This window comes from Lysobacter sp. Root690 (assembly GCF_001427785.1).
Taxonomy (GTDB): Bacteria; Pseudomonadota; Gammaproteobacteria; order Xanthomonadales; family Xanthomonadaceae; genus Lysobacter.
Genome location: NZ_LMHM01000016.1, coordinates 698,042 through 720,935, shown reverse-complemented (window position 1 = coordinate 720,935; position 22,894 = coordinate 698,042). Strand labels below are relative to the sequence as shown.

At 66.3% G+C, this 22,894-nt stretch carries 27 protein-coding genes; 13 read left to right on the top strand and 14 right to left on the bottom strand.

All coding sequences use genetic code 11. From position 1 onward, the window contains the following. Window positions 1-74 precede the first annotated feature (74 nt). Window positions 75-2,675 (top strand): bifunctional aconitate hydratase 2/2-methylisocitrate dehydratase, encoded by a 2,601-nt coding sequence (gene acnB / locus ASD86_RS20075; protein ID WP_056114787.1) that lies wholly within the window; start codon window positions 75-77, stop codon window positions 2,673-2,675. Between the two features lie 59 nt (window positions 2,676-2,734). Beyond that, window positions 2,735-3,538 (top strand): hypothetical protein, encoded by an 804-nt coding sequence (locus ASD86_RS20070; protein WP_157476904.1) that lies wholly within the window; start codon window positions 2,735-2,737, stop codon window positions 3,536-3,538. Between the two features lie 379 nt (window positions 3,539-3,917). On the opposite strand, the gene hflD is transcribed toward ASD86_RS20070, so the two are convergent. The 4 genes from hflD to ASD86_RS20050 are packed head-to-tail and all read right to left on the bottom strand — an operon-like array spanning window position 3,918 to window position 6,772. Continuing rightward, on the bottom strand, window positions 3,918-4,526 hold the full coding sequence (hflD, locus tag ASD86_RS20065) for a high frequency lysogenization protein HflD (protein ID WP_056114782.1): 609 nt from the start codon (window positions 4,524-4,526) through the stop codon (window positions 3,918-3,920). Continuing rightward, a complete protein-coding gene (mnmA, locus tag ASD86_RS20060) occupies window positions 4,526-5,668 on the bottom strand; it encodes a tRNA 2-thiouridine(34) synthase MnmA (RefSeq protein WP_056114774.1) in 1,143 nt (380 codons plus the stop codon). Before mnmA ends, hflD begins: the two co-directional genes overlap by 1 nt. Window positions 5,669-5,673: 5 nt before the next feature. Next, window positions 5,674-6,168: an NUDIX hydrolase gene (locus tag ASD86_RS20055; RefSeq protein WP_056114772.1), complete on the bottom strand. Its 495-nt coding sequence runs from the start codon at window positions 6,166-6,168 to the stop codon at window positions 5,674-5,676. Window position 6,169: 1 nt separating this feature from the next. Next, window positions 6,170-6,772, bottom strand: a complete 603-nt coding sequence (locus ASD86_RS20050; RefSeq protein ID WP_082578540.1) for a YbjN domain-containing protein — start codon at window positions 6,770-6,772, stop codon at window positions 6,170-6,172. A 179-nt stretch (window positions 6,773-6,951) separates the two neighbouring features. Here ASD86_RS20050 and clpS point away from each other — a divergent pair, with 179 nt between their 5' ends. The 4 genes from clpS (at window position 6,952) to ASD86_RS20030 (ending at window position 10,507) form a co-directional block, all read left to right on the top strand. Beyond that, window positions 6,952-7,272 (top strand): ATP-dependent Clp protease adapter ClpS, encoded by a 321-nt coding sequence (gene clpS, locus ASD86_RS20045; RefSeq protein ID WP_036102919.1) that lies wholly within the window; start codon window positions 6,952-6,954, stop codon window positions 7,270-7,272. Window positions 7,273-7,361: 89 nt separating this feature from the next. Further along, window positions 7,362-9,641, top strand: coding sequence for an ATP-dependent Clp protease ATP-binding subunit ClpA (gene clpA / locus ASD86_RS20040; protein WP_056114769.1), 2,280 nt, complete (start codon window positions 7,362-7,364; stop codon window positions 9,639-9,641). A gap of 415 nt (window positions 9,642-10,056) precedes the next feature. Beyond that, window positions 10,057-10,251 (top strand): hypothetical protein, encoded by a 195-nt coding sequence (locus ASD86_RS20035; protein ID WP_056114766.1) that lies wholly within the window; start codon window positions 10,057-10,059, stop codon window positions 10,249-10,251. A 46-nt stretch (window positions 10,252-10,297) separates the two neighbouring features. After that, complete coding sequence (locus tag ASD86_RS20030) at window positions 10,298-10,507, top strand: hypothetical protein (protein ID WP_056114763.1); 210 nt, start codon at window positions 10,298-10,300, stop codon at window positions 10,505-10,507. Between the two features lie 169 nt (window positions 10,508-10,676). Here the strand turns inward: ASD86_RS20030 and ASD86_RS20025 are convergent, their stop codons facing one another. Both ASD86_RS20025 and ASD86_RS26980 read right to left on the bottom strand, forming a co-directional pair. Next, window positions 10,677-11,027, bottom strand: coding sequence for a hypothetical protein (locus ASD86_RS20025; protein ID WP_056114759.1), 351 nt, complete (start codon window positions 11,025-11,027; stop codon window positions 10,677-10,679). Between the two features lie 99 nt (window positions 11,028-11,126). Further along, window positions 11,127-11,516, bottom strand: a complete 390-nt coding sequence (locus ASD86_RS26980; protein ID WP_157476902.1) for a hypothetical protein — start codon at window positions 11,514-11,516, stop codon at window positions 11,127-11,129. Between ASD86_RS26980 and ASD86_RS20020 the strand changes: the two genes are divergently transcribed. From ASD86_RS20020 to ASD86_RS20010, 3 genes are all read left to right on the top strand, one after another. After that, window positions 11,515-11,712 carry a hypothetical protein gene (locus ASD86_RS20020; RefSeq protein WP_157476900.1) on the top strand — a complete coding sequence of 66 codons (198 nt, stop codon included), beginning with the start codon at window positions 11,515-11,517 and terminating at the stop codon, window positions 11,710-11,712. The two genes, ASD86_RS26980 and ASD86_RS20020, sit on opposite strands and share 2 nt — an antisense overlap. 111 nt (window positions 11,713-11,823) lie before the next feature. Further along, on the top strand, window positions 11,824-12,033 hold the full coding sequence (locus ASD86_RS20015; RefSeq protein WP_046656529.1) for a hypothetical protein: 210 nt from the start codon (window positions 11,824-11,826) through the stop codon (window positions 12,031-12,033). 193 nt (window positions 12,034-12,226) lie between these two features. Further along, entirely contained in the window at window positions 12,227-12,424 is a 198-nt protein-coding gene (locus tag ASD86_RS20010) for a hypothetical protein (RefSeq protein ID WP_056114751.1), read from the top strand. 83 nt (window positions 12,425-12,507) lie between these two features. On the opposite strand, the gene infA is transcribed toward ASD86_RS20010, so the two are convergent. The 5 genes from infA to trxB all read right to left on the bottom strand — a co-directional run bounded on the left by infA (window position 12,508) and on the right by trxB (window position 16,368). Continuing rightward, window positions 12,508-12,726, bottom strand: a complete 219-nt coding sequence (gene infA, locus ASD86_RS20005) for a translation initiation factor IF-1 (RefSeq protein WP_031372296.1) — start codon at window positions 12,724-12,726, stop codon at window positions 12,508-12,510. Window positions 12,727-12,893: 167 nt separating this feature from the next. Further along, entirely contained in the window at window positions 12,894-13,664 is a 771-nt protein-coding gene (aat, locus tag ASD86_RS20000; RefSeq protein WP_056114748.1) for a leucyl/phenylalanyl-tRNA--protein transferase, read from the bottom strand. Between the two features lie 114 nt (window positions 13,665-13,778). Further along, on the bottom strand, window positions 13,779-14,933 hold the full coding sequence (locus ASD86_RS19995) for a GNAT family N-acetyltransferase (RefSeq protein ID WP_056115212.1): 1,155 nt from the start codon (window positions 14,931-14,933) through the stop codon (window positions 13,779-13,781). Window positions 14,934-14,950: 17 nt separating this feature from the next. Then, window positions 14,951-15,415, bottom strand: coding sequence for a GNAT family N-acetyltransferase (locus ASD86_RS19990; RefSeq protein ID WP_056114745.1), 465 nt, complete (start codon window positions 15,413-15,415; stop codon window positions 14,951-14,953). Further along, window positions 15,415-16,368 carry a thioredoxin-disulfide reductase gene (gene trxB / locus ASD86_RS19985; RefSeq protein WP_056114741.1) on the bottom strand — a complete coding sequence of 318 codons (954 nt, stop codon included), beginning with the start codon at window positions 16,366-16,368 and terminating at the stop codon, window positions 15,415-15,417. Before trxB ends, ASD86_RS19990 begins: the two co-directional genes overlap by 1 nt. Before the next feature lie 486 nt (window positions 16,369-16,854). On the opposite strand from trxB, the gene ASD86_RS19980 reads away from it, so the two are divergent. Continuing rightward, complete coding sequence (locus ASD86_RS19980; RefSeq protein ID WP_056114740.1) at window positions 16,855-17,925, top strand: alanine dehydrogenase; 1,071 nt, start codon at window positions 16,855-16,857, stop codon at window positions 17,923-17,925. A gap of 302 nt (window positions 17,926-18,227) precedes the next feature. Further along, on the top strand, window positions 18,228-20,540 hold the full coding sequence (locus ASD86_RS19975; RefSeq protein ID WP_235567848.1) for a DNA translocase FtsK: 2,313 nt from the start codon (window positions 18,228-18,230) through the stop codon (window positions 20,538-20,540). 63 nt (window positions 20,541-20,603) lie between these two features. Here ASD86_RS19975 and ASD86_RS19970 read toward each other — a convergent pair whose 3' ends face one another. Next, window positions 20,604-20,846, bottom strand: a complete 243-nt coding sequence (locus ASD86_RS19970) for a DUF6289 family protein (RefSeq protein ID WP_056114730.1) — start codon at window positions 20,844-20,846, stop codon at window positions 20,604-20,606. Window positions 20,847-21,002: 156 nt separating this feature from the next. Between ASD86_RS19970 and lolA the strand changes: the two genes are divergently transcribed. Beyond that, entirely contained in the window at window positions 21,003-21,638 is a 636-nt protein-coding gene (lolA, locus tag ASD86_RS19965) for an outer membrane lipoprotein chaperone LolA (protein WP_056114727.1), read from the top strand. A 122-nt stretch (window positions 21,639-21,760) separates the two neighbouring features. Here the strand turns inward: lolA and ASD86_RS19960 are convergent, their stop codons facing one another. After that, a complete protein-coding gene (locus ASD86_RS19960; RefSeq protein WP_157476898.1) occupies window positions 21,761-22,339 on the bottom strand; it encodes a GNAT family N-acetyltransferase in 579 nt (192 codons plus the stop codon). Then, window positions 22,336-22,653, bottom strand: a complete 318-nt coding sequence (locus ASD86_RS19955; RefSeq protein WP_056114721.1) for a hypothetical protein — start codon at window positions 22,651-22,653, stop codon at window positions 22,336-22,338. Before ASD86_RS19955 ends, ASD86_RS19960 begins: the two co-directional genes overlap by 4 nt. Window positions 22,654-22,762: 109 nt before the next feature. Between ASD86_RS19955 and ASD86_RS28220 the strand changes: the two genes are divergently transcribed. Then, a complete protein-coding gene (locus tag ASD86_RS28220) occupies window positions 22,763-22,885 on the top strand; it encodes a hypothetical protein (protein WP_255357304.1) in 123 nt (40 codons plus the stop codon). The last annotated feature ends 9 nt before the right edge of the window (window positions 22,886-22,894 follow it).

Here is a 22,894-nt window from a genome sequence, read left to right as displayed (position 1 = left end):
CCCCCAAGCCACGCGCCAGGACGGACCCACGCAGCCGGTACGGCGTCTTTCCGCTTCACTCGACGGGACACTCCATGCTCTCCAGCTATCGCCAACACGTTGCCGAGCGCGCCGCGCTGGGCATTCCGCCGCTGCCCCTGACCGCCCAGCAGACCGCGCAGGTCATCGAGCTGCTGAAGGCGCCGCCGGCGGGAGAGGGTGAGTTCCTGCTCGACCTGATCACCTATCGCGTTCCGGCCGGCGTCGACGACGCCGCCAAGGTCAAGGCTTCCTACCTGGCCGCGGTCGCCTTCGGCACCGAACACAACACGCTGATCAGCCGCGCGCGCGCGACCGAACTGCTCGGCACCATGCTCGGCGGCTACAACATCCACCCGCTGATCGAGCTGCTCGACGACGCCGAGGTCGGCACGGTCGCGGCCGAAGCGCTCAAGCACACCTTGCTGATGTTCGACGCGTTCCACGACGTGCAGGAAAAGGCAGAGAAGGGCAACGCCAACGCCCGCGCCGTGCTGCAGAGCTGGGCCGACGCGGAATGGTTCACCAGCAAGCCCGAAGTGCCCGAAAGCCTGACCGTCACCGTGTTCAAGGTGACCGGCGAAACCAATACCGACGACCTGTCGCCGGCGCCCGACGCGACCACCCGTCCGGACATCCCGCTGCACGCGCTGGCGATGCTCAAGAACAAGCGCGACGGCATCGAGCCGGAAGAAGACGGCAAGCGCGGCCCGATCGCCTTCATCGAATCGCTCAAGGACAAGGGCCACCTGGTCGCCTATGTCGGCGACGTGGTCGGCACCGGTTCCAGCCGCAAGTCGGCGACCAACTCGGTGCTGTGGTTCACCGGCGAAGACATCCCCTTCATTCCGAACAAGCGTTTCGGCGGCGTGTGCCTGGGTTCGAAGATCGCGCCGATCTTCTACAACACCATGGAAGACGCCGGCGCGCTGCCGATCGAACTCGACGTGTCGCAGATGAACATGGGCGACGTGGTCGAACTGCGTCCCTACGACGGCAAGGCGTTCAAGAACGGCGAAGTGATCGCCGAGTTCGCGTTGAAATCCGACGTGCTGCTCGACGAAGTCCGCGCCGGCGGCCGCATCCCGCTGATCGTCGGTCGCGGCCTGACCGCGAAGGCGCGCGAAGCGCTCGGCCTGCCGACCTCGACCCTGTTCCGCCTGCCGACCAACCCGGCCGACACCGGCAAGGGCTATTCGCTGGCGCAGAAGATGGTCGGCCGCGCCTGCGGCGTGCCGGAAGTCGACGGCAAGCAGCCGGGCATCCGTCCGGGCACCTACTGCGAGCCGAGGATGACCTCGGTCGGTTCGCAGGACACCACCGGTCCGATGACCCGCGACGAATTGAAGGATCTGGCCTGCCTGGGCTTCTCGGCCGACCTCGTCATGCAGTCGTTCTGCCACACCGCGGCCTACCCGAAGCCGGTCGACGTCAAGACCCATCACGATCTGCCGGCCTTCATCAGCAACCGCGGCGGTATCGCCCTGCGTCCGGGCGACGGCGTGATCCACTCGTGGCTCAACCGCATGCTGATGCCCGACACGGTCGGCACCGGCGGCGACTCGCACACCCGTTTCCCGGTCGGCATCTCGTTCCCGGCCGGCTCCGGCCTGGTCGCGTTCGCCGCGGCCACCGGCGTCATGCCGCTGGACATGCCCGAGTCGGTGCTGGTGCGTTTCTCCGGCGAAATGCAGCCCGGCGTGACCCTGCGCGACCTGGTCAACGCGATCCCGCTGGCCGCGATCAACAGCGGTCTGCTGACCGTCGCCAAGCAGGGCAAGAAGAACATCTTCTCCGGCCGCATCCTGGAAATCGAAGGCCTGCCGCAGCTCAAGGTCGAGCAGGCGTTCGAACTGTCCGACGCCTCGGCCGAACGTTCCGCCGCGGGTTGCACGGTCAAGCTGGATGCCGAACCGATCATCGAGTACCTGACCAGCAACATCACCCTGCTCAAGTGGATGATCGCCGAGGGCTACGCCGACCCGCGTTCGCTGCAGCGCCGGATCAAGGCGATGGAAGGCTGGCTGGCCAATCCGCAGTTGCTGGAAGGCGACGCCGATGCCGAGTACGCCGCGGTCATCGACATCGACCTCAACCAGATCGTCGAGCCGATCGTCGCCTGCCCGAACGATCCCGACGACGTGAAGACCCTGTCGGCGGTGTCCGGCGCGGTCATCGACGAAGTGTTCATCGGTTCGTGCATGACCAACATCGGCCACTTCCGCGCCGCGGCGAAGCTGCTGGAAGGCAAGCGCGATATCCCGACCCGTCTGTGGGTCGCGCCGCCGACCAAGATGGATGCGTCCGAACTGACGAAGGAAGGCCACTACGGCACCTTCGGCACCGCCGGCGCGCGCATGGAAATGCCGGGCTGCTCGCTGTGCATGGGCAACCAGGCGCAGGCGCGCGAGGGCGCGACGGTGTTCTCCACCAGCACCCGCAACTTCCCGAACCGTCTGGGCCGCAACACCAACGTGTACCTGGGTTCGGCCGAACTGGCCGCGATCTGCTCGCGTCTGGGCCGCATCCCGACCCGCGAGGAGTACATGGCGGACGTCGGCGTGCTCAAGGCCGACGGCGACAAGATCTACCGTTACATGAACTTCGATCAGATCGAAGATTACAAGTCGGTCGCCGATACCGTCGCCGCGGCCTGAGTCAGCTACAGACCGGCGACGCGGCATGCACGAACGAACCCCGGCCAAGGCCGGGGTTTTTGTTTGCCGACACGCTGCGCCGACGGCTTCGCCGTTGTTTGAATGCAGGCGACAGCGGCTTCGCTCATCGTTGCCGCGAAAGCGGGCTCAGCTTTACTTCGGCGGAGCCGAATAGCCAGGGGCTTTATCCCGTCATGACCTTGAAGTGTCCGGACATGTCGGCCTGGATCGCGCCGATCAAGGCGGGCGAGTGGGGGATTTCGCCCCGTCCGCTCGTCATCAACCCACCCCTCGATAAGGATTTCGCAATGAACCGATGCTCGCTTCGTTTCGTATCCGCCGCCGTGCTGGCGACGGTCTTCGCCCTGCCGCTGGCGGCGGCCGCAGAAGACGAAAACTACCGCGACGCCGCCGAAGTGCAGGCCGCACTGGTCAAGGTGCTGACCTGTCAGGCCGATCGCGCCGAATACGAACGACTGGGCAGCGCGCTGACCCCGATCTATTACGAAAAGCCGGCGCAACCGGCGCTGGCGGGATGGAGCCTGGTCAAGGACGAGAACTCCTTCGTCGCCGTGATGAACCTGCCCAAGCCGGTGACCGTCTACGGCCACCCGACCAAGCAAGTGATGATGGCGGGGCAGGGGCTGCTGGCGGTGCTGGACGGCGATCACGTCGATGCCCTGTCGACCGAGTTGAAACTCACCCCGAGCACCGAACCCCTGGCCCAGCACATCCGCACGCGCACCGTGAAGGTCCAGCCGATCGGCGACGGCATCGAAGCCACGATCGTGCAGACCGTCAGCACGATCACCACGCATCCAGGCAAAACCATGGTGGGCTGCGAATACCGGATGAATTACTGACCCGGCCAATGCGTCGCTCCACCCGATTGCGACGCACCCGGCCAGCCCCCTGTAGGAGCGGCGCAAGCCGCGACCGCGAATCACGCCTCACGGCGTCAGCTGCATGGGAATCTGTTCCGGTCGCAAGCCGCGACCGCGCGGCCACGACGAGCCGGCGCAACCAGCGAAGTGTCGCGGTCGCGGCTTGCGCCGCTCCTACAGTCGCTCCGTCCAATCGCGACGCGGTCGGATAGCCCCTTGTAGGATCTGCGCAAGCTGCGACCGCGAATCACGCCATATGGCGTCAGCTAAACGAAGATTTTTCCACTCGCACGCTGCGATTGGAGGTCACGCTGCCCGGCGTCAATCTGGACGCCATCATCGCCGCCATCACAACCCCTCAGCCCAACCGTTCCTCAATCGAATCCACCATCGCCCGGCGCCGCAGCAAAATATCCCAATAGCTGCCGCCCAACTGCCGCCACAGCACCGCCGAGCGCACCGAAGCCAGCAGCACGGCGCGGACTTCGGCGACCACGCCGGGCTGGCCGAGGTAATGCGGGTTGCCCTGCACCAGCACGCGCGGGCGAAGGTGGCTCAGGGTGTCGGCGTAGAGCGTGCCGAGGGCGGCGATCACGTCCGGATGGCTGCTGCCGAGGCGATGCGCGGCGGTGGCCTGGTCGTGGATGCTGCGCAGGACCTTATCGGTCATCGCCTGGTCGCGCACGAAGCGGCGCTCCAGTTGCAGCACCGCCATCGCCAGACGCGGCAGGTGTTCGTCGCTGACCCGGTTGACCAGATAGTCCTGCAGCAAGGTCAGCCCCGGACGCAGGTTGGCCGCGCCGCCGTAGACCGCGGCGGTCGAGGACGCATCGATACGGAACACCGAGTCCAGGCAGGTGCCGAGCACGGCCGCGTTGGCCTGGCCGGTGTCGGCGATGCGCCGCACCTGGGCCAGGGCCTGGGCGAGGCCGGCGAGGGCGAGAACGCGTTCGGAAAGATCGGCCATTACGAGCTCGCGGTAAGAATAGAGGGGGATGAAAGCGGACGGTCGCAGGCCGGCGCGTCGGTCGTGGCGATCACCGCGCCGCCGAGGCAGACCTCGCCGGCGTACAGCACCAGCGACTGGCCCGGGGTAACCGCGCGCTGCGGTTCGCGGAACACGACGTCCACGCTGCCGTCGTCGAGCACCGTGACCTCGCAGTCCTGATCGGCCTGGCGATAGCGGGTCTGCGCGGTGCAGGCGAAACGCGTCGCGGGCGGAGCGCCGGCGATCCAGTGCGCGGTTTCCGAACGCAGCCGCTGCGAATGCAGCCACGGACTGTCGCTGCCCTGGTCGACGTACAGCACGTTGCTGACCACGTTCTTGCCGATCACGTACCACGGCGCCGGTTCGAACCCGCGCACGCCGCCGATGTTGAGGCCCTCGCGCTGGCCAAGAGTGAAGTAAAACACTCCGGCATGAGTACCGACCACGCGCCCGTCCGGGGTGCGGATCTCGCCTTGCTTCGCCGGCAGATAGCGCGACAGGAACTCGCGGAAGTCGCGTTCGCCGATGAAGCAGATGCCGGTGGAATCCTTCTTGGTCGCGGTCGGCAATGCGGCCATGCGCGCCATCTCGCGCACATCGCGCTTGAGCAGCTCGCCGAGCGGGAACTTGGTCGCCGACAGCTGCGTCTGGCCTAGCTGGTGCAGGAAATAGCTCTGGTCCTTGCTACGGTCGAGCGCGCGCAGCAGGCGGAAGCGGCCGTCGGGCCCCTGATCGACCCGCGCGTAATGACCGGTCGCGATGTAGCGCGCGCCCAGTTGCTGCGCGGCGTCGAGGAAATGCTTGAACTTGATTTCGCGGTTGCACAGCACGTCCGGGTTCGGCGTGCGGCCGGCCGCGTACTCGGCGACGAAATGCTCGAACACCCCGGCCCAGTACTCGCCGGAGAAATCGCGGAAATGGATCGGCAGGCCCAGCCGGCCCGACACCGCGACCGCATCGCGGCGGTCGTCCTCGGCGCGGCAGTCGCCGCTGCCGTCATCGGCCCAGTTCTGCATGAACAAACCCGACAGCGCCTCGCCGCTGTCGCGCAGCAACAGCGCGGCGACCGAGGAATCGACCCCGCCCGACATGCCCACGATGGTGTCCGCCGACCCTGCCATGACGGTCACAGCGGTTCGGGCGAGACCATGTGCTGCACCAGGTCCAGCGAATGGCGGCGTCCGCCCAGGTAATCGGCCACGACCTGCCAGACCAGCGGGCCGCGGTGCTGCGGCGCGCGCGCCTGCAATTCGGCCGGGGTCATCCACAGCGCCTGCGCGATGCCTTCGTCGAGCGCGCGCTCGGCGTGATGCCGGACCGGTTCGGCGGCGAAGGCGAAGCGCAGGTAATGACGGCCGCCGGAGCCGTCCGGCTGCAACGGTGCTTTCCACTGATAAGCGCCGATGAAGGCGGTCAGGCGCACGTCCCAGCCGGTTTCTTCCAGGGTCTCGCGCAGCGCCGCGTCGAGCAGGCTTTCGTCGGGTTCCAGGTGCCCGGCGGGCTGGTTGATCACCAATTGCCCGCCGACTGTCTCTTCGACCATCAACAGGCGGCCGCCCTCGACCACGATCGTGGCGACGGTGACGTCGGGTTGCCAGAAACGGCCTTCGCGGTAGCTCACGTCAGAATTCGTCCTTGCCGGGCGTGAGCACGGCTTCCATCTGGTCGGCGGCGCGGACCACGTAGTCGATGGCGTCGTCCAGATCGTCCTGGGCCGCGCCGGCGTCGAGCTTGACCACGAACACCGCGACCCCGTCCTGCTTGACCCAGCCGCCCATCTTGCTCAGGTGGCTGTCCTCGAGCAGGCGGTTGGCGACATCGGCCGGGAAGTCCTGGTCGGCGGCGCGATACCCCGGCGACCACACCTCGCGCACCTGCAGCTTGCCGTAGCTCTGGGTGCTCGACAGCACATAGGCCATCTGGCTGCGGTCGCCGTCCAGGCCGAAGGTCAGGACGAAATCGCCGTCCTCGTCGACCTGATACTTGTAGCCCAGGGCGTCGAGCTGCTGGCGGATGCGCGCATCGCCGGCCTTGGAGGCATTGGCGTCGGGCTCGGCCCGGGCCGCGTCGCCGCGATCGATACTGGCTTCTACCTGTTTGCCCTCTGCCTGCTTGGCCTGCGTTTGCTTGGGCGCCGTCCTGGCGGCCGGCTCGACGGCGGCGAATGCGGCCACCGGCGACAGCGCGAGCAGGGCGACGGGCAGCAGACAACGGGGCAGGCGCATGAGGGTCCTTGAATTCAACGGCGGCGGCGCAACTAAGTCCGACGGCTCCGACACAGATGGCGGCGCTGCGGCATTTTGCAATGCGGCCGTACGGTGCGTCCATGTCGTCACGCGGCCGCCACGCGTCCGCGCCATCTCCACCCCACGCCCGGATCGGGGCAGCGGTCTATAATCCTCCGATGGCAAAACAGACCGAACACGAACACAGTCACGGCGTGCTGGTGGAAACCGGCAAGCCCGAAGTCGCCCGTCCGCCGCTGTATTCCGTACTGCTGCTTAACGACGATTACACCCCGATGGACTTCGTTGTCGAGGTCCTGACCCGCTTTTTCCCGATGAATGTCGAAAAAGCGACCCAGATCATGCTGCATGTGCATACCCGCGGCCGTGGCGTATGCGGGGTTTTCACCCGCGAAGTGGCCGAGTCCAAGGTCGCCCAGGTGAACGAATTTTCAAGACTGCATCAGCACCCCTTGCTGTGCACGATGGAAAGGGCCTAAAAGGGAGCTGTCGCACCCGTTGGGGCGGGGCATGGAAAAGCCGGCGAGCGCCCCCACGTAGCGTGCATACGTTCTGGAGGCTACGCCCCATGTTCAGCAAGGATCTCGAATACAGCATCGGCCAGTGCTACAAGCGCGCCCGCGAAGCGCGCCATGAGTACATGACGGTCGAACACCTGCTGCTCGCACTACTCGACAACCCCTCGGCGGAAGCCGTGCTCAAGGCGACCGGCGCCGACTTCCTGCGCCTGCGCAGCGACCTCGAACAGGCCATCGCGACCTCGGTCCAGGTCCTGCCCGACGACGTCGACCGCGACACCCAGCCCACGCTCGGGTTCCAGCGGGTGCTGCAGCGCGCGGTCTACCACGTCCAGTCCTCGGGCAAGAAGGAGGTCACCGGCGCCAACGTGCTGGTGGCGATCTTCGGCGAGAAGGACTCGCACGCGGTCTACTTCCTCAATCAGCAGGACGTGGCCCGGCTCGACGTGGTCAATTACCTGTCGCACGGCATCGTCAAGCACAGCGCCGAGGACGGGCAGGGTCACCACGAGGAAGAGGCCAAGCCGCCGGAAGGCCCGGACAGCGAAGGCAAGTCCGACGCCCTGGCCGAGTTCGCCAGCAACCTCAACCAGCTCGCCCGCGAGGGCAAGATCGACCCGCTGGTCGGGCGTGGCGACGAGGTGGAGCGCACCATCCAGGTGCTGTGCCGCCGGCGCAAGAACAACCCGCTCTACGTCGGCGAGGCCGGCGTGGGCAAGACCGCGATCGCCGAGGGCCTGGCCAAGCGCATCGTCGACGGCGAAGTGCCCGAGGTGCTGCGCAACGCGACCATCTACGCCCTCGACCTGGGCGCGCTGGTCGCCGGCACCAAGTACCGCGGCGATTTCGAAAAGCGCCTCAAGGCCGTGCTCGCGCAGCTCAAGAAGCAGCCCGAGTCGATCCTGTTCGTCGATGAGATCCACACCATCATCGGCGCCGGTTCGGCCAGCGGCGGCACCATGGACGCCAGCAACCTGATTAAGCCGGCGCTGTCCTCGGGCGAGCTGCGCTGCATCGGTTCGACCACGTTCCAGGAATACCGCGGCATCTTCGAAAAGGACCGCGCGCTGGCGCGGCGCTTCCAGAAGATCGACATCGTTGAGCCGACCGTGGGCGAAACCTACGAGATCCTGCAGGGCCTCAAGCCCAAGTACGAATCGCACCACGGCGTGACCTACGCCGACGAGGCCTTGCAGGCCGCGGTCGACCTGTCGGTCAAGCACATCGGCGACCGTCTGCTGCCGGACAAGGCGATCGACGTGATCGACGAGGCCGGCGCGCGTCAGCGTCTGCTGCCCGAGTCGGCGCGCAAGGCGGTGATCGACATCGAGGAAGTCGAGATGATCGTGGCCAAGATGGCGCGCATCCCGACCAAGCAGGTCTCGGCCAACGACAAGGACGTGCTGCGCAATCTCGAGCGCAACCTCAAGATGGTGATCTTCGGCCAGGACCCGGCGATCGAGACGCTCGCCTCGGCTATCAAGCTCGCGCGCTCGGGTCTGGGCAATCCGGACAAGCCGATCGGCAACTTCCTGTTCTCCGGCCCGACCGGCGTGGGCAAGACCGAGGTGACCAAGCAGCTCGCGCTGCAACTGGGCATCGAGCTGGTCCGCTTCGACATGTCCGAGTACATGGAACCGCATTCGGTCAGCCGCCTGATCGGCGCGCCTCCGGGCTATGTCGGCTTCGACCAGGGCGGCCTGCTGACCGAGAAGATCGTCAAGACCCCGCACTGCGTGTTGCTGCTCGACGAGGTCGAGAAGGCGCATCCGGACATCTTCAACATCCTGTTGCAGGTCATGGACCGCGGCACCTTGACCGATACCAACGGTCGCGAAGCCAACTTCAAGAACGTGATCGTGGTGATGACGACCAATGCCGGCGCGGCCCAGGCCTCGCGGCGTTCGATCGGCTTCACCAAGCAGGACCATTCCACCGACGCGATGGAATCGATCCGCAAGGCCTTCACCCCGGAATTCCGCAACCGCCTCGACGCGGTGGTGCAGTTCCAGGCGCTGGGCTTCGAGCACATCCTGCGGGTGGTGGACAAGTTCCTGATCGAACTGGAAAGCCAGTTGCACGAGAAGAACGTGACCCTGACCGCCACCCCGACCGCGCGCGACTGGCTGGCCCAGCACGGCTTCGATCCGCTCATGGGCGCGCGTCCGATGGCACGCGTGATCCAGGACAAGATCAAGCGTCCGTTGGCCGACGAACTGCTGTTCGGCAAGCTGATCGACGGCGGCCGGGTCACCATCGACGTCGCCAACGACGAGCTGGTGGTCGAGGCGCATGCCGAGCCGGAGAAGCTGTTGCCGGCGACGGTGTGATCGGGACGCCGCTGCTTGCGGCATCGTGAGAGAGGCGGCCTTCGGGCCGCCTTTTTCGTTTGCGGGGATGCGCGCGCGGTTTTGCTTGGTGCGGTGCGCGGTTCGCGCGGGCCGCGCACCGCAGTTGGCGCGAAGGTTTCGACGAGGTTCGTTGCCGCATGACACTCGGCATTCATTGCGCGGCGGATCGCATCGAACCGTTATGGCCGCGTGTTGCACCGCGCCACATCGCAACGCGATCGAACGCGCGAAACGCGTTGCGCGTCGCAACTGCGGTATCTGTCCGCGCATGCGACCTGTCGGTTCTGCCAGGGCTTGTCAGCGCGAGGCGATGCCGGTGCTAGCGTCCAGTCGCCTGCGGATTGCGGGCGGCGGCCCGGTTGGCCGCTTTCACTGGAAACAGGAGTCCGATTCGATGAAGAAGCGCTCTCTCGCGGCCTTGGCCGCGTTCGTGTTCGGCTGCGCGGTGGTCACCACCGCGATGGCCGCCGATGCCTGCGATACCTGCTGGGTGCGTTACAACAAGTGCGTCAACTCCGGCGTGGAGAACTGCGAGTACCAACTCTCGCAGTGTCTGAGCCGCTACGGCTGCCCGAATCCGCCGTGGTGAGTCGCGGCCGTAGGTATCGCTCAGGATGCATGGATAAGGAGGTTGCATGAAGTCGCGCAAGACCCTGTTCGCGGCGTTGGCCGCGTTCGCGTTCTCCGCTTCGGTGGTCGCGGCGGTTCCGCCGCCGTTGAACCCGTGCAAGCAATGCCGCACGCAATATCAGAACTGCATGACCAACGGCGGTCTCGACGGCAGCCGCGATTGCGAAACACCTTTCAGCCAATGCCTGATCTCGGCGGGTTGCCCGCTGGAGTAAGGATCGCGCGCGGGTCCGGCACGGGCCCGCGCGTTTCGCGCCGCCTCGGCGTTGGCCGGCGGCGGCAGCCGCTCACCTCGGCTGCGGATACGAAAAAGGCGGCCTTCCGGCCGCCTTTTCCGCGGACACCGGCCGCGCGCTCCGCATGCGGAACGCGCGTGGCGCAGGCTCAGCGCTGACGACGGTAACGGTCGTAAGCGGCTTCGTCGATCTTGTCGACCTTGCCGACGTCGCAGGTGTCGCGCGCGGTCTTGACCACGCTGCCGCTCGGGCACAGGCGGTTGGCCTGCTGCTCGCTGGAGATTTCCATCTTGTTGGTGGTGGTCAGGTCCGAACAGGTCTGGCGGAAGCCGACGCGATAGAACTCGCTGTCGTGCTTGACCACGACGAACTGCGCGCCGGCGCGCGAGATCTGCGAGCTGTCGCCCAGATCGACGCAGGAATCGAGCGTGGCCGCGGACGCTGCGGTCGCGGACAGGCTCAGCAGACAGGTAAGGGTGACGGTACGTAGCAGCGACATTGGGGGCGTCCTCGATGGGGCTGGCTCGGATTGAGCTTGCCGCGAAATCTAGACGCATCGCGCGCGGATGGAATCTGAAAGAAGTCGCTATGACCTTCGTCACTGTATGCGATCGGCTGTAAACCATCGGCCCGTTGCATGCATCGTGCATTGTTGCGGGCCAGATGCGAGTGGCCGGATTTTCGCATCGATGAATGCGCGGAGTTTGCCGAAACGGTCGAGTCGCGCGGTGTTCGCGTGGATTGCGTCGTTGTCGCGGTTGCGTGGATGCGACAGCGGGCGATAACGCCTCGTGATCGAGTCGTCGATTCGATGCGCGCGCTCGCGTTTTTTTCTCGTTCGCCGGACATCGCCGCGATGATCAGGCGCATCGGCATGCCGCAGTGCAGCTCGATTCGCCCGCCGCGCCGGTGTTAGCGTGCGACCGGCCCGCAAGGCGCGGGCGGCCGTCCTGAGCGACGGTCTGACCGATCCGGAGACGATCATCATGAAACTGTCCAGACCCGCGCTGGCGGCGCTCGCCGCCTTCGTGTTCGGTTGCAGTGCGTTTACCACCGCGAGTTCCGCGGTCAATCCGTGTCAGGTCTGTTACGACCTGTACAACCGATGCCTGCAGCTGGGCCAGCTCGATTGCGATTACAAGCGCGACGACTGCCTGCGCCGCAAGAACTGCCCCCTGCAGTAACCGTCCCGTTCGCTCGCACGCATCGGGATTCGCCACTGCGACCGCGCTCGCGGCGCAGTCACTCAGGCCGGGGCCGCGGCCCCGCGCCCATCCATGGAAAAGGAGCACCACATGAACCTGCGCAAGCTCACCCTGACCGCCGTCGCCGCCTTCGTCTTCGCCGGCTCGGCCGTCGCCGCCCACCCTCCGCTCAATCCCTGCCGCGAATGCCGTATCGCCTACAACGTGTGCATGAGCGAAAGCGGCGGCCCGGAAGACGACATGGTGTGCGAAGGCGACTTCAGCACCTGCCTGATCTCGGCCGGCTGTCCGCTGGAGTAAGCGCCGACGGATGTCGACCGGCCGGTGTCTCAGGGCCGGGATCGTCCGCAGCCCATGGGGCGTGAACGAAGTGGGCGCCGGGTCACGGGCCGGTGGGTGTACGGACCTAGGCTCGCCGGTCCGCGACCGATCGTTGCGGACCGGCGGGCGCTCGCACGCTCGCCGCGCCATTCAAGGAATAGGGAGGTTCACCATGACGTTGAAGCATCTGTCGCTGAGCGCATTGGCCGGGTTCGTGTTCGCCGGCTCGCTGATCGCCAGCGCGGGCGCCGCGCCGGTCAATGCCTGTACGGCCTGCTGGCAGGCCTACGACCGCTGCAACCTGACCACCGCGACCGACTGCGAGACCAAGCTGCTCGCCTGCCAGCGCCGCAACAACTGCCCGTTGTAAGGGTGGCCGACGCGCCTAGCCGTGGCCGGGACGCAGGCATGAAAAAGGCGGCCAATGGCCGCCTTTTTCGATAGTTACCGCGATTACTTCATGCGGTAGGTGATGCGGCCCTTGGTGAGGTCGTAGGGCGTCATCTCCACCTTGACCTTGTCGCCGGTCAGGATGCGGATGTAGTTCTTGCGCATGCGACCCGAGATGTGGGCGATGATTTCGTGCCCGTTTTCGAGACGCACACGGAACATGGTGTTCGGAAGAGTTTCCGCCACCGTGCCCTCGAATTCGATCACGTCGTCTTTTGCCATGTGGTTCTCAAGGAGGAGTCGCGATGTCGCGAGGATGGGCGTCGCGCGCCCGCGAAGCCGCACATTCTGCCACGGCAGTGGCCCGGGCGCAAAAAAACCGTTAACCGGTCCCGAGGCCCGCCGATCGCCGACTGCGTGGCGGGGCGCAATGGCAGGCTGCGCGGTGCTCAGGCGCCCGCGCGCGGCTGGTCGTCGACCGCCGGATCGGCCAGCGCGCGGGCGGGGTAGTCGCCGAAATGCGCGGTCCACGGCCCTGGAGCGAACCCCGGCAGCGCGGTCAGCCGGTCGACCTCGGCCAGAAACTCCGTCCGCGGCATCGACACCGCGCCCAGGCTCAGCAGGTGCGGATTCTCGACCTGGCCATCCAGCAGCGGCCAGCCCCAGGCATGCAGATGCCGGGCCAGGGCGGCGATCGCCACCTTGGAACCGCCCGGACGGGCGCTGAACATGCTCTCGCCGAAGAACATCCGGCCGATCGCGATGCCGTACAGGCCGCCGATCAGCTGCGCGCCGTCGTAGACCTCGATCGAATGCGCATGCCCGAGCCGGTGCATGGCGACATAGGCCTCGCGCAGTTCGTCGTTGATCCAGGTGCCGTCCTGGCCCGGCCGCGGCGCCTGCGCGCAGGCGGCGATGACCTGTTCGAACGCGGTGTCGGCGCGCACCACCCAGTCGCTGCGGCGCAGTCCGCGGCGGAACTTCGACGCCAGCCGCAGCGCGTCGGTGCGGAACACGGTGCGCGGGTCGGGGCACCACCAAAGCAGCGGATAGCCGTCCGACGGCCACGGGAAGATGCCGTGGCGGTAGGCGTTGAGCAGACGTTCGGGGCGGAAATCGCCGCCCACCGCGAGCAACCCGTCTGGCTCGCGCAGCGCCTGTTCGCCCGGCGGGAACGGCGTGGCGGGGTCGGGGGCCAGCAGGAAGGGGAGGCGGCGCATGGGGGCGGAGATTCGGGATTTGGGATTCGGAATTGGTAAAAGCGCGATCGGCGAGGAAGAGGCAGGCGTAACAGAAGGTAGTGCGTTTCCCACCGAATCCCCAATCTCGAATCCCTAATCCCCTCGCTTGAACGGCGAATGCGCCCCCAACGTCTGCGCATAGCGCCGGACCGAGGCCGCCTCGTCGCGGCACCACGGCCGCAGCGCGTCGCGGAAACCGGGGTGGGCGATCCAGTGGCGGCTATGCACAAAGGTCGGCAGGAAGCCGCGCGCGAGTTTGTGTTCGCCCTGGGCGCCGGGTTCGAAGCGGGCGAGCCCTTCGCGCAGGCAGTAGTCGATGCCCTGGTAGTAGCAGGTCTCGAAGTGCAGCCCGGGCAGGGTGACCTCGCTGCCCCAGTAGCGGCCGTACAAGGTGTCGCCGCCGCGTAGACACAGCGCGCCGGCGATCGCTTCGCCGTCGCGCTCGGCCAGGAAGATCACCAGCGACCGCGGCATCTCGCGGGCCAGGTGCTGGAGGAAATCCAGGGTCAGCGCCGCGTGGTTGCCGTACTCGGCGAAGGTGGTCAGGTAGAAGCGATGCATCGTCGCCAGATCGTCGGCGCTCGCATTGAGGCCCTCGACGACGCGGAACGTCACCCCGGCGCGCGCGACCTTGGCCCGTTCCTGGCGGATGTTCTTGCGGTGCTTGTGATCGAACGCGGCCAGGAACTGATCGAAGTCGTTCCAGCGCAGGCCCTGCGCGTCGCGCGGGTTCTGCCAGTGGTATTGCACGTCGATGCGCGGCAGCCAGTCGCCGTCGGCGCGGCCGTCGTCGAACAACGAATCCTCATCGCTCGTATGAAAGTTCACATGCGCCGACGACAACTTCTGCCGCGCGCACAACTGCGCCATCGCCGCGATCAGCACCCGCCGGTGGTCGTCGTCGCGAGCGAGCAGGCGCGGGCCGGTGACCGGTGAGTAGGGCACCGCCGCGAGCCACTTGGGGAAATAGTCCAGGCCGTGCTGCGCGTAAGCGTGGGCCCAGGCGTGATCGAACACGAATTCGCCGTGCGAGTTCTGCTTCAGATACGCCGGCATCGCCGCGATCAGCGAATCGCCGTCCCACACGGTCAGATGATGCGGCGCCCAGCCCCAGTCTTCGCGCAGGCAGCCGTGAAGTTCCATGCCGTGCAGGAAGGCGTGGGCGACGAAGGGATTGGTGCCGTCGTGCAGGGCATCCCATTGGGGCGCGTCGATCTCGTCGAGCGAACCGATCAGGCGGATCGACAAGGCGTCGTCGCGCGTGCTCACGGCGATGAGTCGGGTTGCGCGAGTCCGCGGAGATACACCTCGGGATCGTGCCGCTGCATATGCTGATCGGGCTGGCTCAATGCGCTGAAACCGAGCCCGGAATACAAACCTTGCATGTCGCGGGTGACCAGATGCCAGCGCCGCAAGCCTTGCAGGCGCGGGTCGGCCATGAGCGCGGCGACGATCGCGCGTGCATGGCCATGGCCGCGATGCGCCGGCAGCACGAACACGTCGGCCAGATAGGCGAACGTCGCCTGATCGGTGACCGCGCGCGCGAACGCGACCATCTGCCCGTGCAGATGGCCGCTGTAGCAGATCGAATGATCCAGCGCGCGTCGCAAGGTCGGCGCCGGGATGCCCGCGGCCCAGTAGGACTCGCGGGCGAGGAAGTCGTGGATCACGGCGAAATCGAGATCGCCGGGCTCGCCGCTGATGCGCAGCGATTCACGACCGTCGGCCATCAGGCGTCCTTGTCGAGGAACTTCTCGGCGTCCAGCGCGGCCATGCAGCCGAACCCGGCCGAAGTGATGGCCTGGCGATAGACCTGATCGGCGACGTCGCCGGCGGCGAACACGCCTTCGACCGAGGTCCGGGTGGCGTTGCCGTCCAGGCCGGTCTCGATGGTCAGGTAGCCGTTCTTCATCGCCAGCTGGCCTTCGAACAGGCTGGTGTTCGGGGTGTGGCCGATGGCGACGAACAGGCCGTGCACGGCGAGGTCGCGGCTGGAACCGTCCTGCACCGACTTGACCCGCACGCCGGTCACGCCGGCGTCGTTGCCGAGCACTTCGTCGACGGTGTGGTGCCACACCGGCTCGATCTTGCCGGCCTGGATCTTGGCCTGCAGCTTGTCCTGCATGATCTTCTCCGCGCGCAGGGTGTCGCGGCGATGGATCAGATAGACCTTGCGGGCGATGTTCGACAGGTACAGCGCTTCCTCGACCGCGGTGTTGCCGCCGCCGATCACCGCCACGTCCTGGTCCTTGTAGAAGAAGCCGTCGCAGGTCGCGCAGGCGGACACGCCGCGGCCCTTGAACTCTTCTTCCGACGGCAGCCCGAGGTACTTGGCGGTGGCGCCGGTGGCGATGATCAGCGCATCGGCGGTGTAGTCGCCGCTGTCGCCCTTGAGCCGGAACGGGCGCTTGGACAAATCGGCGGTGTGGATGTGGTCGAACACGACTTCGGTATCGAAGCGTTCAGCATGCGCCTGCATGCGGGTCATCAGATCCGGACCCATCAAACCGTGCGCGTCGCCAGGCCAGTTGTCGACTTCGGTCGTGGTCATCAGCTGGCCGCCTTGTTGCAGGCCCGTGATCACCAGCGGCTTGAGGTTGGCGCGGGCGGCGTAGACGGCGGCAGTCCAGCCGGCCGGGCCGGAACCGAGGATGACGACACGGGAGTGCTTCGAAGGGGTCATGTATATAATCGCGGGCAGTTGGGAATGCGCTGAGCGCAGAAAGAATCCTCAGCTTCGGCCATACGCCGGCGTGTAGAAGATTCCGGAACAGGGCATAGCTTGGAGGCGCGGTCCCGGCAACACAAGGCGTATCGCGCGGATGCAACGGTGCGTGCCACGGCACGAGGCCGGCGTTATCGGCGAACCGCCAAAGCGCACGCTGGCGTATTGCCGGTCGATGGTCGTACAAAGGCCGCCGGGTCGGCCCGCGCTTCGAGGCACCGATTCGACAAACGGCGTTCGCTGCGACGACTTGCCGATCACACGCTTCCGACGCGACTTCCATCCGACACAGCGGCCAAGCTCAGCGATTCCAAGTCAGATCCGAATCCAGATCCGAATCCAGACCCAAAGTCAGACGCGACACTTCCCCCACACGACACTCAAGACAACATGGCCAGGGGCGCCGCGCATGCGGCGTTTTTGCAGGCCGCACCGGAGATTGCAATGCGTATCGGCGTACCGAAGGAAACCAAGACTCTCGAAGGGCGCGTCGCGCTCGTTCCGGCCGCGGCCGGCGACCTGGTCAATCGTGGCCACGAGGTCTGGCTGGAGCAGGACGCGGGCATCAAGAGCGGCTTCAAGGACGCCGAATACACCCGTCTGGGCGTGAAGATCGCGCCGGACGCGGCGGCGCTGTACGAAAAGGGCGAGTTGATCGTCAAGGTCAAGGAGCCGATCGCCGGCGACCTGCAGCACCTGCGCAAGGATCACCTGCTGTTCTGCTACCTGCACCTGGCGGCCGAGCCGACCCTGACCAAGCAGTTGCTCGACATCGGCCTGACCGGCGTCGCCTTCGAGACCGTCGAGCTGCCCAACGGCGATCTGCCGCTGCTGGCGCCGATGTCGATCATCGCCGGCAAGATCGGCGTGCAGGTCGGCACCCACCTGCTGCACCAGCCCATGAGCGGCAAGGGCAAGCTGCTCGGCGGCCTGCCGTCGACCGAGCGCGGCAAGGTCGTGGTGTTCGGCGCGGGCCAGGCCGGCGGCGCGTCGGCGGCGCTGGCCGCGGCCGGCGGCTCCAATGTGACCGTGTTCGAAATGCGCCAGGACCGCATGGAACAGATGATGCGCCTGGGCAACAACGTCACCACGCTGTTCCCGTACGTCGACGTGGTCGCGCGCGAAGTGGCGTCGGCCGACCTGGTGATCGGCGCGGTGCTGGTGACCGGCGCGCGCGCGCCGCACGTGCTGACCCGCGAAATGCTCAAGGGCATGGAAGACGGCAGCGTGGTGGTCGACATCTCGATCGACCAGGGCGGTTGCTTCGAGACCTCGCGTCCGACCACCTGGAAGGAACCGACCTACGTCGAAGAGGGCGTGACCCACTTCTGCGTGACCAACATGCCCGGCGCGGTGCCGCAGACCTCCTCGCAGGCGATCTGCGCGGCGATCCTGCCGTGGGTCAACAAGCTGGCGGCCGGCAACGAATGGCGCAACAACCCGGCGCTGGTGCGCGGCATCAATGTCGAAGGCGGCAAGCTGATCCATCCGGCGTTGCAGGGCATGAAGCTTTAACGGCCGGGATTCGGGATTGGTGATTCGGGATTCGGTCAAAGCCGGTCCCGGTCTGACGCAGGGCGGCGGTGGACGGGGCTTGATGCTACCGTTCGCTGGCCGCCCTTCGTTTTTGTGCCGAGAGCGAGGCGGACGGCGCCGCGGGACGGGCAGGCGGCAGACCCGGCCGGCCCATGGCGCCGACACGCCGATTGCAGCCCTTTCCTGTATATTCAACGACTAACGAAACCATCCTAAGGCAGCACATCACGGTGGCGTCCGCTCCCACAGCCAGTCGCAAGAAGGCCAAGCCACCCGAAGCGGTGAAAAACGCGCCGTCCCCGAAGCGCCAGCGCCTCATGCGCGATATCGCGCTGATCGTGATCGCGCCGCTGCTGCTGTACCTGCTGGCCAGCCTGGTCACCTTCTCGCCGACCGATCCGGGCTGGTCGCATTCGGGTTCGATCACCGCGCCGCTGCACAACCTCGGCGGCCGGGTCGGCGCCTGGATCGCCGACGTGCTGCTGTACCTGTGCGGCTATGTCGCCTTCCTGCTGCCGATCATGCTCGGCGCGATCGCCTGGATCGCCCTGTTCGGCATGGACACCGACGGCGACGGCGAGGCCGATCTCGGTCCGGCGCTGCGCTTGATCGGCATCGTCGGATTCCTGGTCTCCGCGACCGGCCTGCTGCAACTGCGCTTCGGCCCGGCCGAGGATTTTTCCGCCGGCAGCGGCGGCATCCTCGGCCAGTTGGTCGGGCGTTCGCTGTATTCGGGTTTCGGCCCGGTCGGCGGCAATCTGTTTCTGCTCGCGCTGCTGCTGATCTCGGTGACCTTGGCCACCGGCATCTCGTGGTTCGCGGTGATGGACAAGCTGGGGCAATGGACCCTGGCGCTCGGCCCGGTGTTGAGCAAGCTGTTCCGCCGCGGCAGCCAGCAGGCGACCGAATGGCGCCAGACCCAGGTCATGCGCGAGGAGCGCGAGGAAGCGCGCAAGGTCGACACCGAACTGCGCTCCAAGCGTGAGAAGGTCAAGATCGAACCGCCGCCGGCGCCGGTGGTGGAAAAGAGCGAACGCGCCAAGCGCGAAACCCAGATTCCGTTGTTCAACACCGGCGACGGCAGCGGCTTGCCGCCGTTGGCCCTGCTCGACGATCCCAAGCCGCAGCCTAAGGGCTACAGCGAAGAAACCCTGGAAACGCTGTCGCGGCAGATCGAATTCAAGCTCAAGGATTTCCGCATCGACGCGCAGGTGATGGGCGCTTATCCGGGCCCGGTCATCACCCGTTTCGAAGTGCAACCCGCGCCGGGCGTCAAGGTCAGCCAGATCAGCTCGCTCGACAAGGACATCGCGCGCGGCCTGTCGGTCAAGTCGGTGCGCGTGGTCGACGTGATTCCGGGCAAGTCGGTGATCGGCCTGGAAACGCCGAACACCACCCGCGAGATGATCTTCCTGTCCGAGCTGCTGCGCTCGAAGGAATACGACAAGTCCGGCAGCCCGCTGACCCTGGCGCTGGGCAAGGACATCGCCGGCCGTCCGACCGTCGCCGATCTGGCGCGCATGCCGCATCTGCTGGTCGCCGGCACCACCGGCTCGGGCAAGTCGGTCGCGGTCAACGCGATGGTGCTGAGCCTGCTGTACAAGGCCTCGGCGAAAGAACTGCGGATGCTGATGATCGATCCGAAGATGCTGGAGCTGTCGGTCTACGAAGGCATTCCGCATCTGCTCGCGCCGGTCGTCACCGACATGAAGGAAGCCGCCAACGGCCTGCGCTGGTGCGTGGCCGAGATGGAGCGGCGCTACAAGCTGATGTCGATGGTCGGCGTGCGCAACCTGGCCGGTTTCAACAAGAAGGTCCGCGACGCCGAGGAAGCGGGCCAGCCGATGATGGATCCGCTGTTCAAGCCCAATCCGGACCTGGACGAAGCGCCGCGTCAGCTCGAGACCTTGCCGTTCATCGTCATCTTCATCGACGAATTCGCCGACATGATGATGATCGTCGGCAAGAAGGTCGAAGAACTGATCGCCCGTCTGGCGCAGAAGGCGCGCGCGGCCGGCATCCATTTGATCCTGGCCACCCAGCGTCCGTCGGTCGACGTCATCACCGGCCTGATCAAGGCCAACATCCCGACCCGCATCGCGTTCCAGGTGTCGAGCAAGATCGACTCGCGCACCATCCTCGATCAGTCCGGCGCCGAAACCCTGCTGGGCCACGGCGACATGCTGTACCTGCCGCCGGGCACGGCGATGCCCGAGCGCGTGCACGGCGCCTTCGTCTCCGACGAAGAAGTGCATCGCGTGGTCGAACACCTCAAGCAGATCGGCGGCCGCCCGGATTACATCGAAGGCGTGCTCGACGAAGTGCAGACCATGGGCGACGGCACCGTGGTCGGCGCGACCGGCCTGCCGGAAACCGCGAGCAGTGGCGGCGACGAATCCGACCCGCTGTACGACGAAGCGGTACGCATCGTCACCGAGACCCGCCGCGCCTCGATCTCTGGCGTGCAGCGGCGCCTGAAGATCGGCTACAACCGCGCCGCGCGTCTGATCGAGGCGATGGAGGCGGCCGGCATCGTGACCCCGCCCGAGCACAACGGCGACCGCAGCGTGCTGGCGCCGCCGCCGCCGAAGTAAGCCAGTGCTCGCGGCGACCGGGCCGCGATGCTCAGGCGCGGTGATCCGCCGATCGGCCGCCGATTACTCGGTCCCGCACGGCATTTGCGAATAGAACCGGTAGCCGCTGGTCTGACCCCAGCTCAGATGCTCGCCCGAGCAGGTCCAGCGTTCGCCGCCGATGCGCTGGGTCAGTTCGGCGTCGGAGTAATACTGGATGTCGTAATCGTGGCCCGGCAGGCTCGGAGGCGGCCGCGCCACCACGCTGCCCAGGGCGATGAGGCCGGCAACGCCGGTGATGGCGAGCAACCCACTGCGTTTGTTCATGACTTGACTCCCTGTCGGTGCGTGACCGAGATGGCCACCGGTCGAAACTAACCAGCCCGGGGCTGGCAAAATGTGCGCTGACCGGCGCTTTGCGACGTGGATATCGCGTTCAGCTTGGTTTGCCCACACTGCCGCCATCGTTTTCAGGAGAGTCCCGTGCCCCGTCTAATTCGCCATGCCGCTGTCGTCCTGTCCGTGTCCGCGGCGCTGTTCGCCGGCAGCGCCTTCGCCGGCGCGCGCGAGGACCTGGGCAGCTTCACCCGCGGCCTCAAGGGGCTCGACGGCCAGTTCGCCCAGCAGGTGTTCGACACCAACGGCAAGCTCAAGGAATCCTCGAGCGGCCAGGTCGCGCTCTCGGCGCCGCGCCTGTTCCGCTGGGAGTACACCAAGCCGTATCCGCAGCTGATCGTCGCCGACGGCAAGAAAGTCTGGGTCTACGAGCCCGACCTGCAGCAGGTCAGCGTGCGCCCGCAGGGTGTCGAGGAACAGAACAGCCCGCTCGCCGCATTGATCGACCCGAGCAAGCTCGACGCGATGTTCGTGGTCAAGGACAACGGCAGCCGCGGCGGCTTGAACTGGTTGGCGCTGGAGCCCAAGACACCGGGCGACGCCAGCTTCCGCAACGCCAAGCTCGGCTTCAACGCCAGCGGCCTGGCCAAGATGGAAATCGTCGACGCGCTGGGCCAGAAGACCGAGATCAGCTTCAGCGGTTGGAAGCGCAACCCCAGTTTCCCAGCGACCACCTTCAAGTACGCGCCGGCCAAGGGCGTGGATGTGATCGGCGAGGGTTGAGGCGCGGCGCATCGCGTAGCGGACGAAAAACGCGGGCTTCGGCCCGCGTTTTTTTATTGCCTGAGGTGCGCGATAGGCTCGCGATGCACGCCACGCGAGCATGCGTTCGCACGCCGCCTGCCTCAGGGCGCCAGCGATTTCTCGTAGCGGATCGTGATCAGGCCGCTGTTCCATTCCTCGTCTGGATAGCGCGCCACTTCGACGTAGCCCAGCGCGAGGTAAAGCCCTTGGCTGCCTTCGTTAAAAGTGTCGGTTTCGAGCGCCGCCAGCGTGACGCCGTCAGCGCGCATCGCCGCTTCGACCGCGTCCATCAACAACCGGCCGACCCCGCGCCGGCGCGCCCGCGGCAACACATGCAAGGCATCGACGAAGCCACCGTCGCGATGAGCAAAGCCCGCGATCCAGTCGTCGATCTGGGCGACGAAGAAGGCGGCCCCGTGTTCGGCGACGAAGCGCTCGGCCACGCGGTCGTTGCGGTAGGCGGCAATGGCCGCATCGGTCAGCTGCGGTCGCCAGGTGTCTTCGAATGTGCGTTCGAGAATGGCGAGCAGTTGGGGTTCGTCTTGTGGCGTTGAAGGGCGAACGAAAAGGGATGGAGTGTTCATGCGGACGGCTTTTCGAAGCGGGGTGGGCCAGGGCGGTGACGCGCAAGTCTGTCGAGAGTGCGGCAGCGAGATGATCGGGCGAATGCCTCGGTTCAATGCTGCTGCAAGGCGGAAATGATGTCGTCCACCGTGCGCTGCCACTGTTCGCTGTTGATCCTGGAAAAGTAAAAGTGCGTCCCGGTCTGGGTTTCAACATGCGACAAATCCGCCAGGCGCTGAGTTCTGCGGCCGAGATGATCGGACAGATAGAACACCAGGGTTCTTGCGCTGGCCGTATCGCGGCTCGACAGCGCCCAGACGATCCGTTCTTCTTCCGGACTGAACAGGTCGCCGTTCTCGTATTCGCTGGCGATGTCCCAGCCGTCGCTTTCGAGCGCATCGCGCAGTTGCGTCAGTCGCGCTCGTGTCATGTTGGATTCCCTTTGGCGGCGGCAGTTACGCGGCGTTTCCAGTCATTGGCTCGCGTAAATTTACTATGCCGATGCGCGAATCGGTTTGACGAGCATCAGCCGCTCAATCATGAAGGCGTCGCCCGTCGGCATGCCGACCCACCGGGCCGGCGCCAACATCGGCGTCGAGGTGGGCGAGGTTGGTCGTCGGGTGAGCATCCGCTGTTTGGAAAAAGCCACCGCCATGCCCTAAACAATCTCC

Coding starts and splice junctions, on each gene's coding strand:
- ASD86_RS20050 (WP_082578540.1), bottom strand. CDS start 6,772: ATGCGCCTGCCCCGTTGTCTGCTGCCCGTCGCCCTGCTCGCGCTGTCG.
- ASD86_RS26980 (WP_157476902.1), bottom strand. CDS start 11,516: ATGATGATCGTCTCCGGATCGGTCAGACCGTCGCTCAGGACGGCCGCC.
- ASD86_RS20030 (WP_056114763.1), top strand. CDS start 10,298: ATGAAGTCGCGCAAGACCCTGTTCGCGGCGTTGGCCGCGTTCGCGTTC.
- ASD86_RS28220 (WP_255357304.1), top strand. CDS start 22,763: ATGAAGGCGTCGCCCGTCGGCATGCCGACCCACCGGGCCGGCGCCAAC.
- mnmA (WP_056114774.1), bottom strand. CDS start 5,668: ATGGCAGGGTCGGCGGACACCATCGTGGGCATGTCGGGCGGGGTCGAT.
- ASD86_RS20025 (WP_056114759.1), bottom strand. CDS start 11,027: ATGTCGCTGCTACGTACCGTCACCCTTACCTGTCTGCTGAGCCTGTCC.
- hflD (WP_056114782.1), bottom strand. CDS start 4,526: ATGGCCGATCTTTCCGAACGCGTTCTCGCCCTCGCCGGCCTCGCCCAG.
- ASD86_RS20015 (WP_046656529.1), top strand. CDS start 11,824: ATGAACCTGCGCAAGCTCACCCTGACCGCCGTCGCCGCCTTCGTCTTC.
- acnB (WP_056114787.1), top strand. CDS start 75: ATGCTCTCCAGCTATCGCCAACACGTTGCCGAGCGCGCCGCGCTGGGC.
- ASD86_RS19980 (WP_056114740.1), top strand. CDS start 16,855: ATGCGTATCGGCGTACCGAAGGAAACCAAGACTCTCGAAGGGCGCGTC.
- clpA (WP_056114769.1), top strand. CDS start 7,362: ATGTTCAGCAAGGATCTCGAATACAGCATCGGCCAGTGCTACAAGCGC.
- ASD86_RS20010 (WP_056114751.1), top strand. CDS start 12,227: ATGACGTTGAAGCATCTGTCGCTGAGCGCATTGGCCGGGTTCGTGTTC.
- infA (WP_031372296.1), bottom strand. CDS start 12,726: ATGGCAAAAGACGACGTGATCGAATTCGAGGGCACGGTGGCGGAAACT.
- trxB (WP_056114741.1), bottom strand. CDS start 16,368: ATGACCCCTTCGAAGCACTCCCGTGTCGTCATCCTCGGTTCCGGCCCG.
- ASD86_RS20035 (WP_056114766.1), top strand. CDS start 10,057: ATGAAGAAGCGCTCTCTCGCGGCCTTGGCCGCGTTCGTGTTCGGCTGC.
- ASD86_RS19990 (WP_056114745.1), bottom strand. CDS start 15,415: ATGGCCGACGGTCGTGAATCGCTGCGCATCAGCGGCGAGCCCGGCGAT.
- ASD86_RS19955 (WP_056114721.1), bottom strand. CDS start 22,653: ATGACACGAGCGCGACTGACGCAACTGCGCGATGCGCTCGAAAGCGAC.
- clpS (WP_036102919.1), top strand. CDS start 6,952: ATGGCAAAACAGACCGAACACGAACACAGTCACGGCGTGCTGGTGGAA.
- ASD86_RS20020 (WP_157476900.1), top strand. CDS start 11,515: ATGAAACTGTCCAGACCCGCGCTGGCGGCGCTCGCCGCCTTCGTGTTC.
- aat (WP_056114748.1), bottom strand. CDS start 13,664: ATGCGCCGCCTCCCCTTCCTGCTGGCCCCCGACCCCGCCACGCCGTTC.
- ASD86_RS19970 (WP_056114730.1), bottom strand. CDS start 20,846: ATGAACAAACGCAGTGGGTTGCTCGCCATCACCGGCGTTGCCGGCCTC.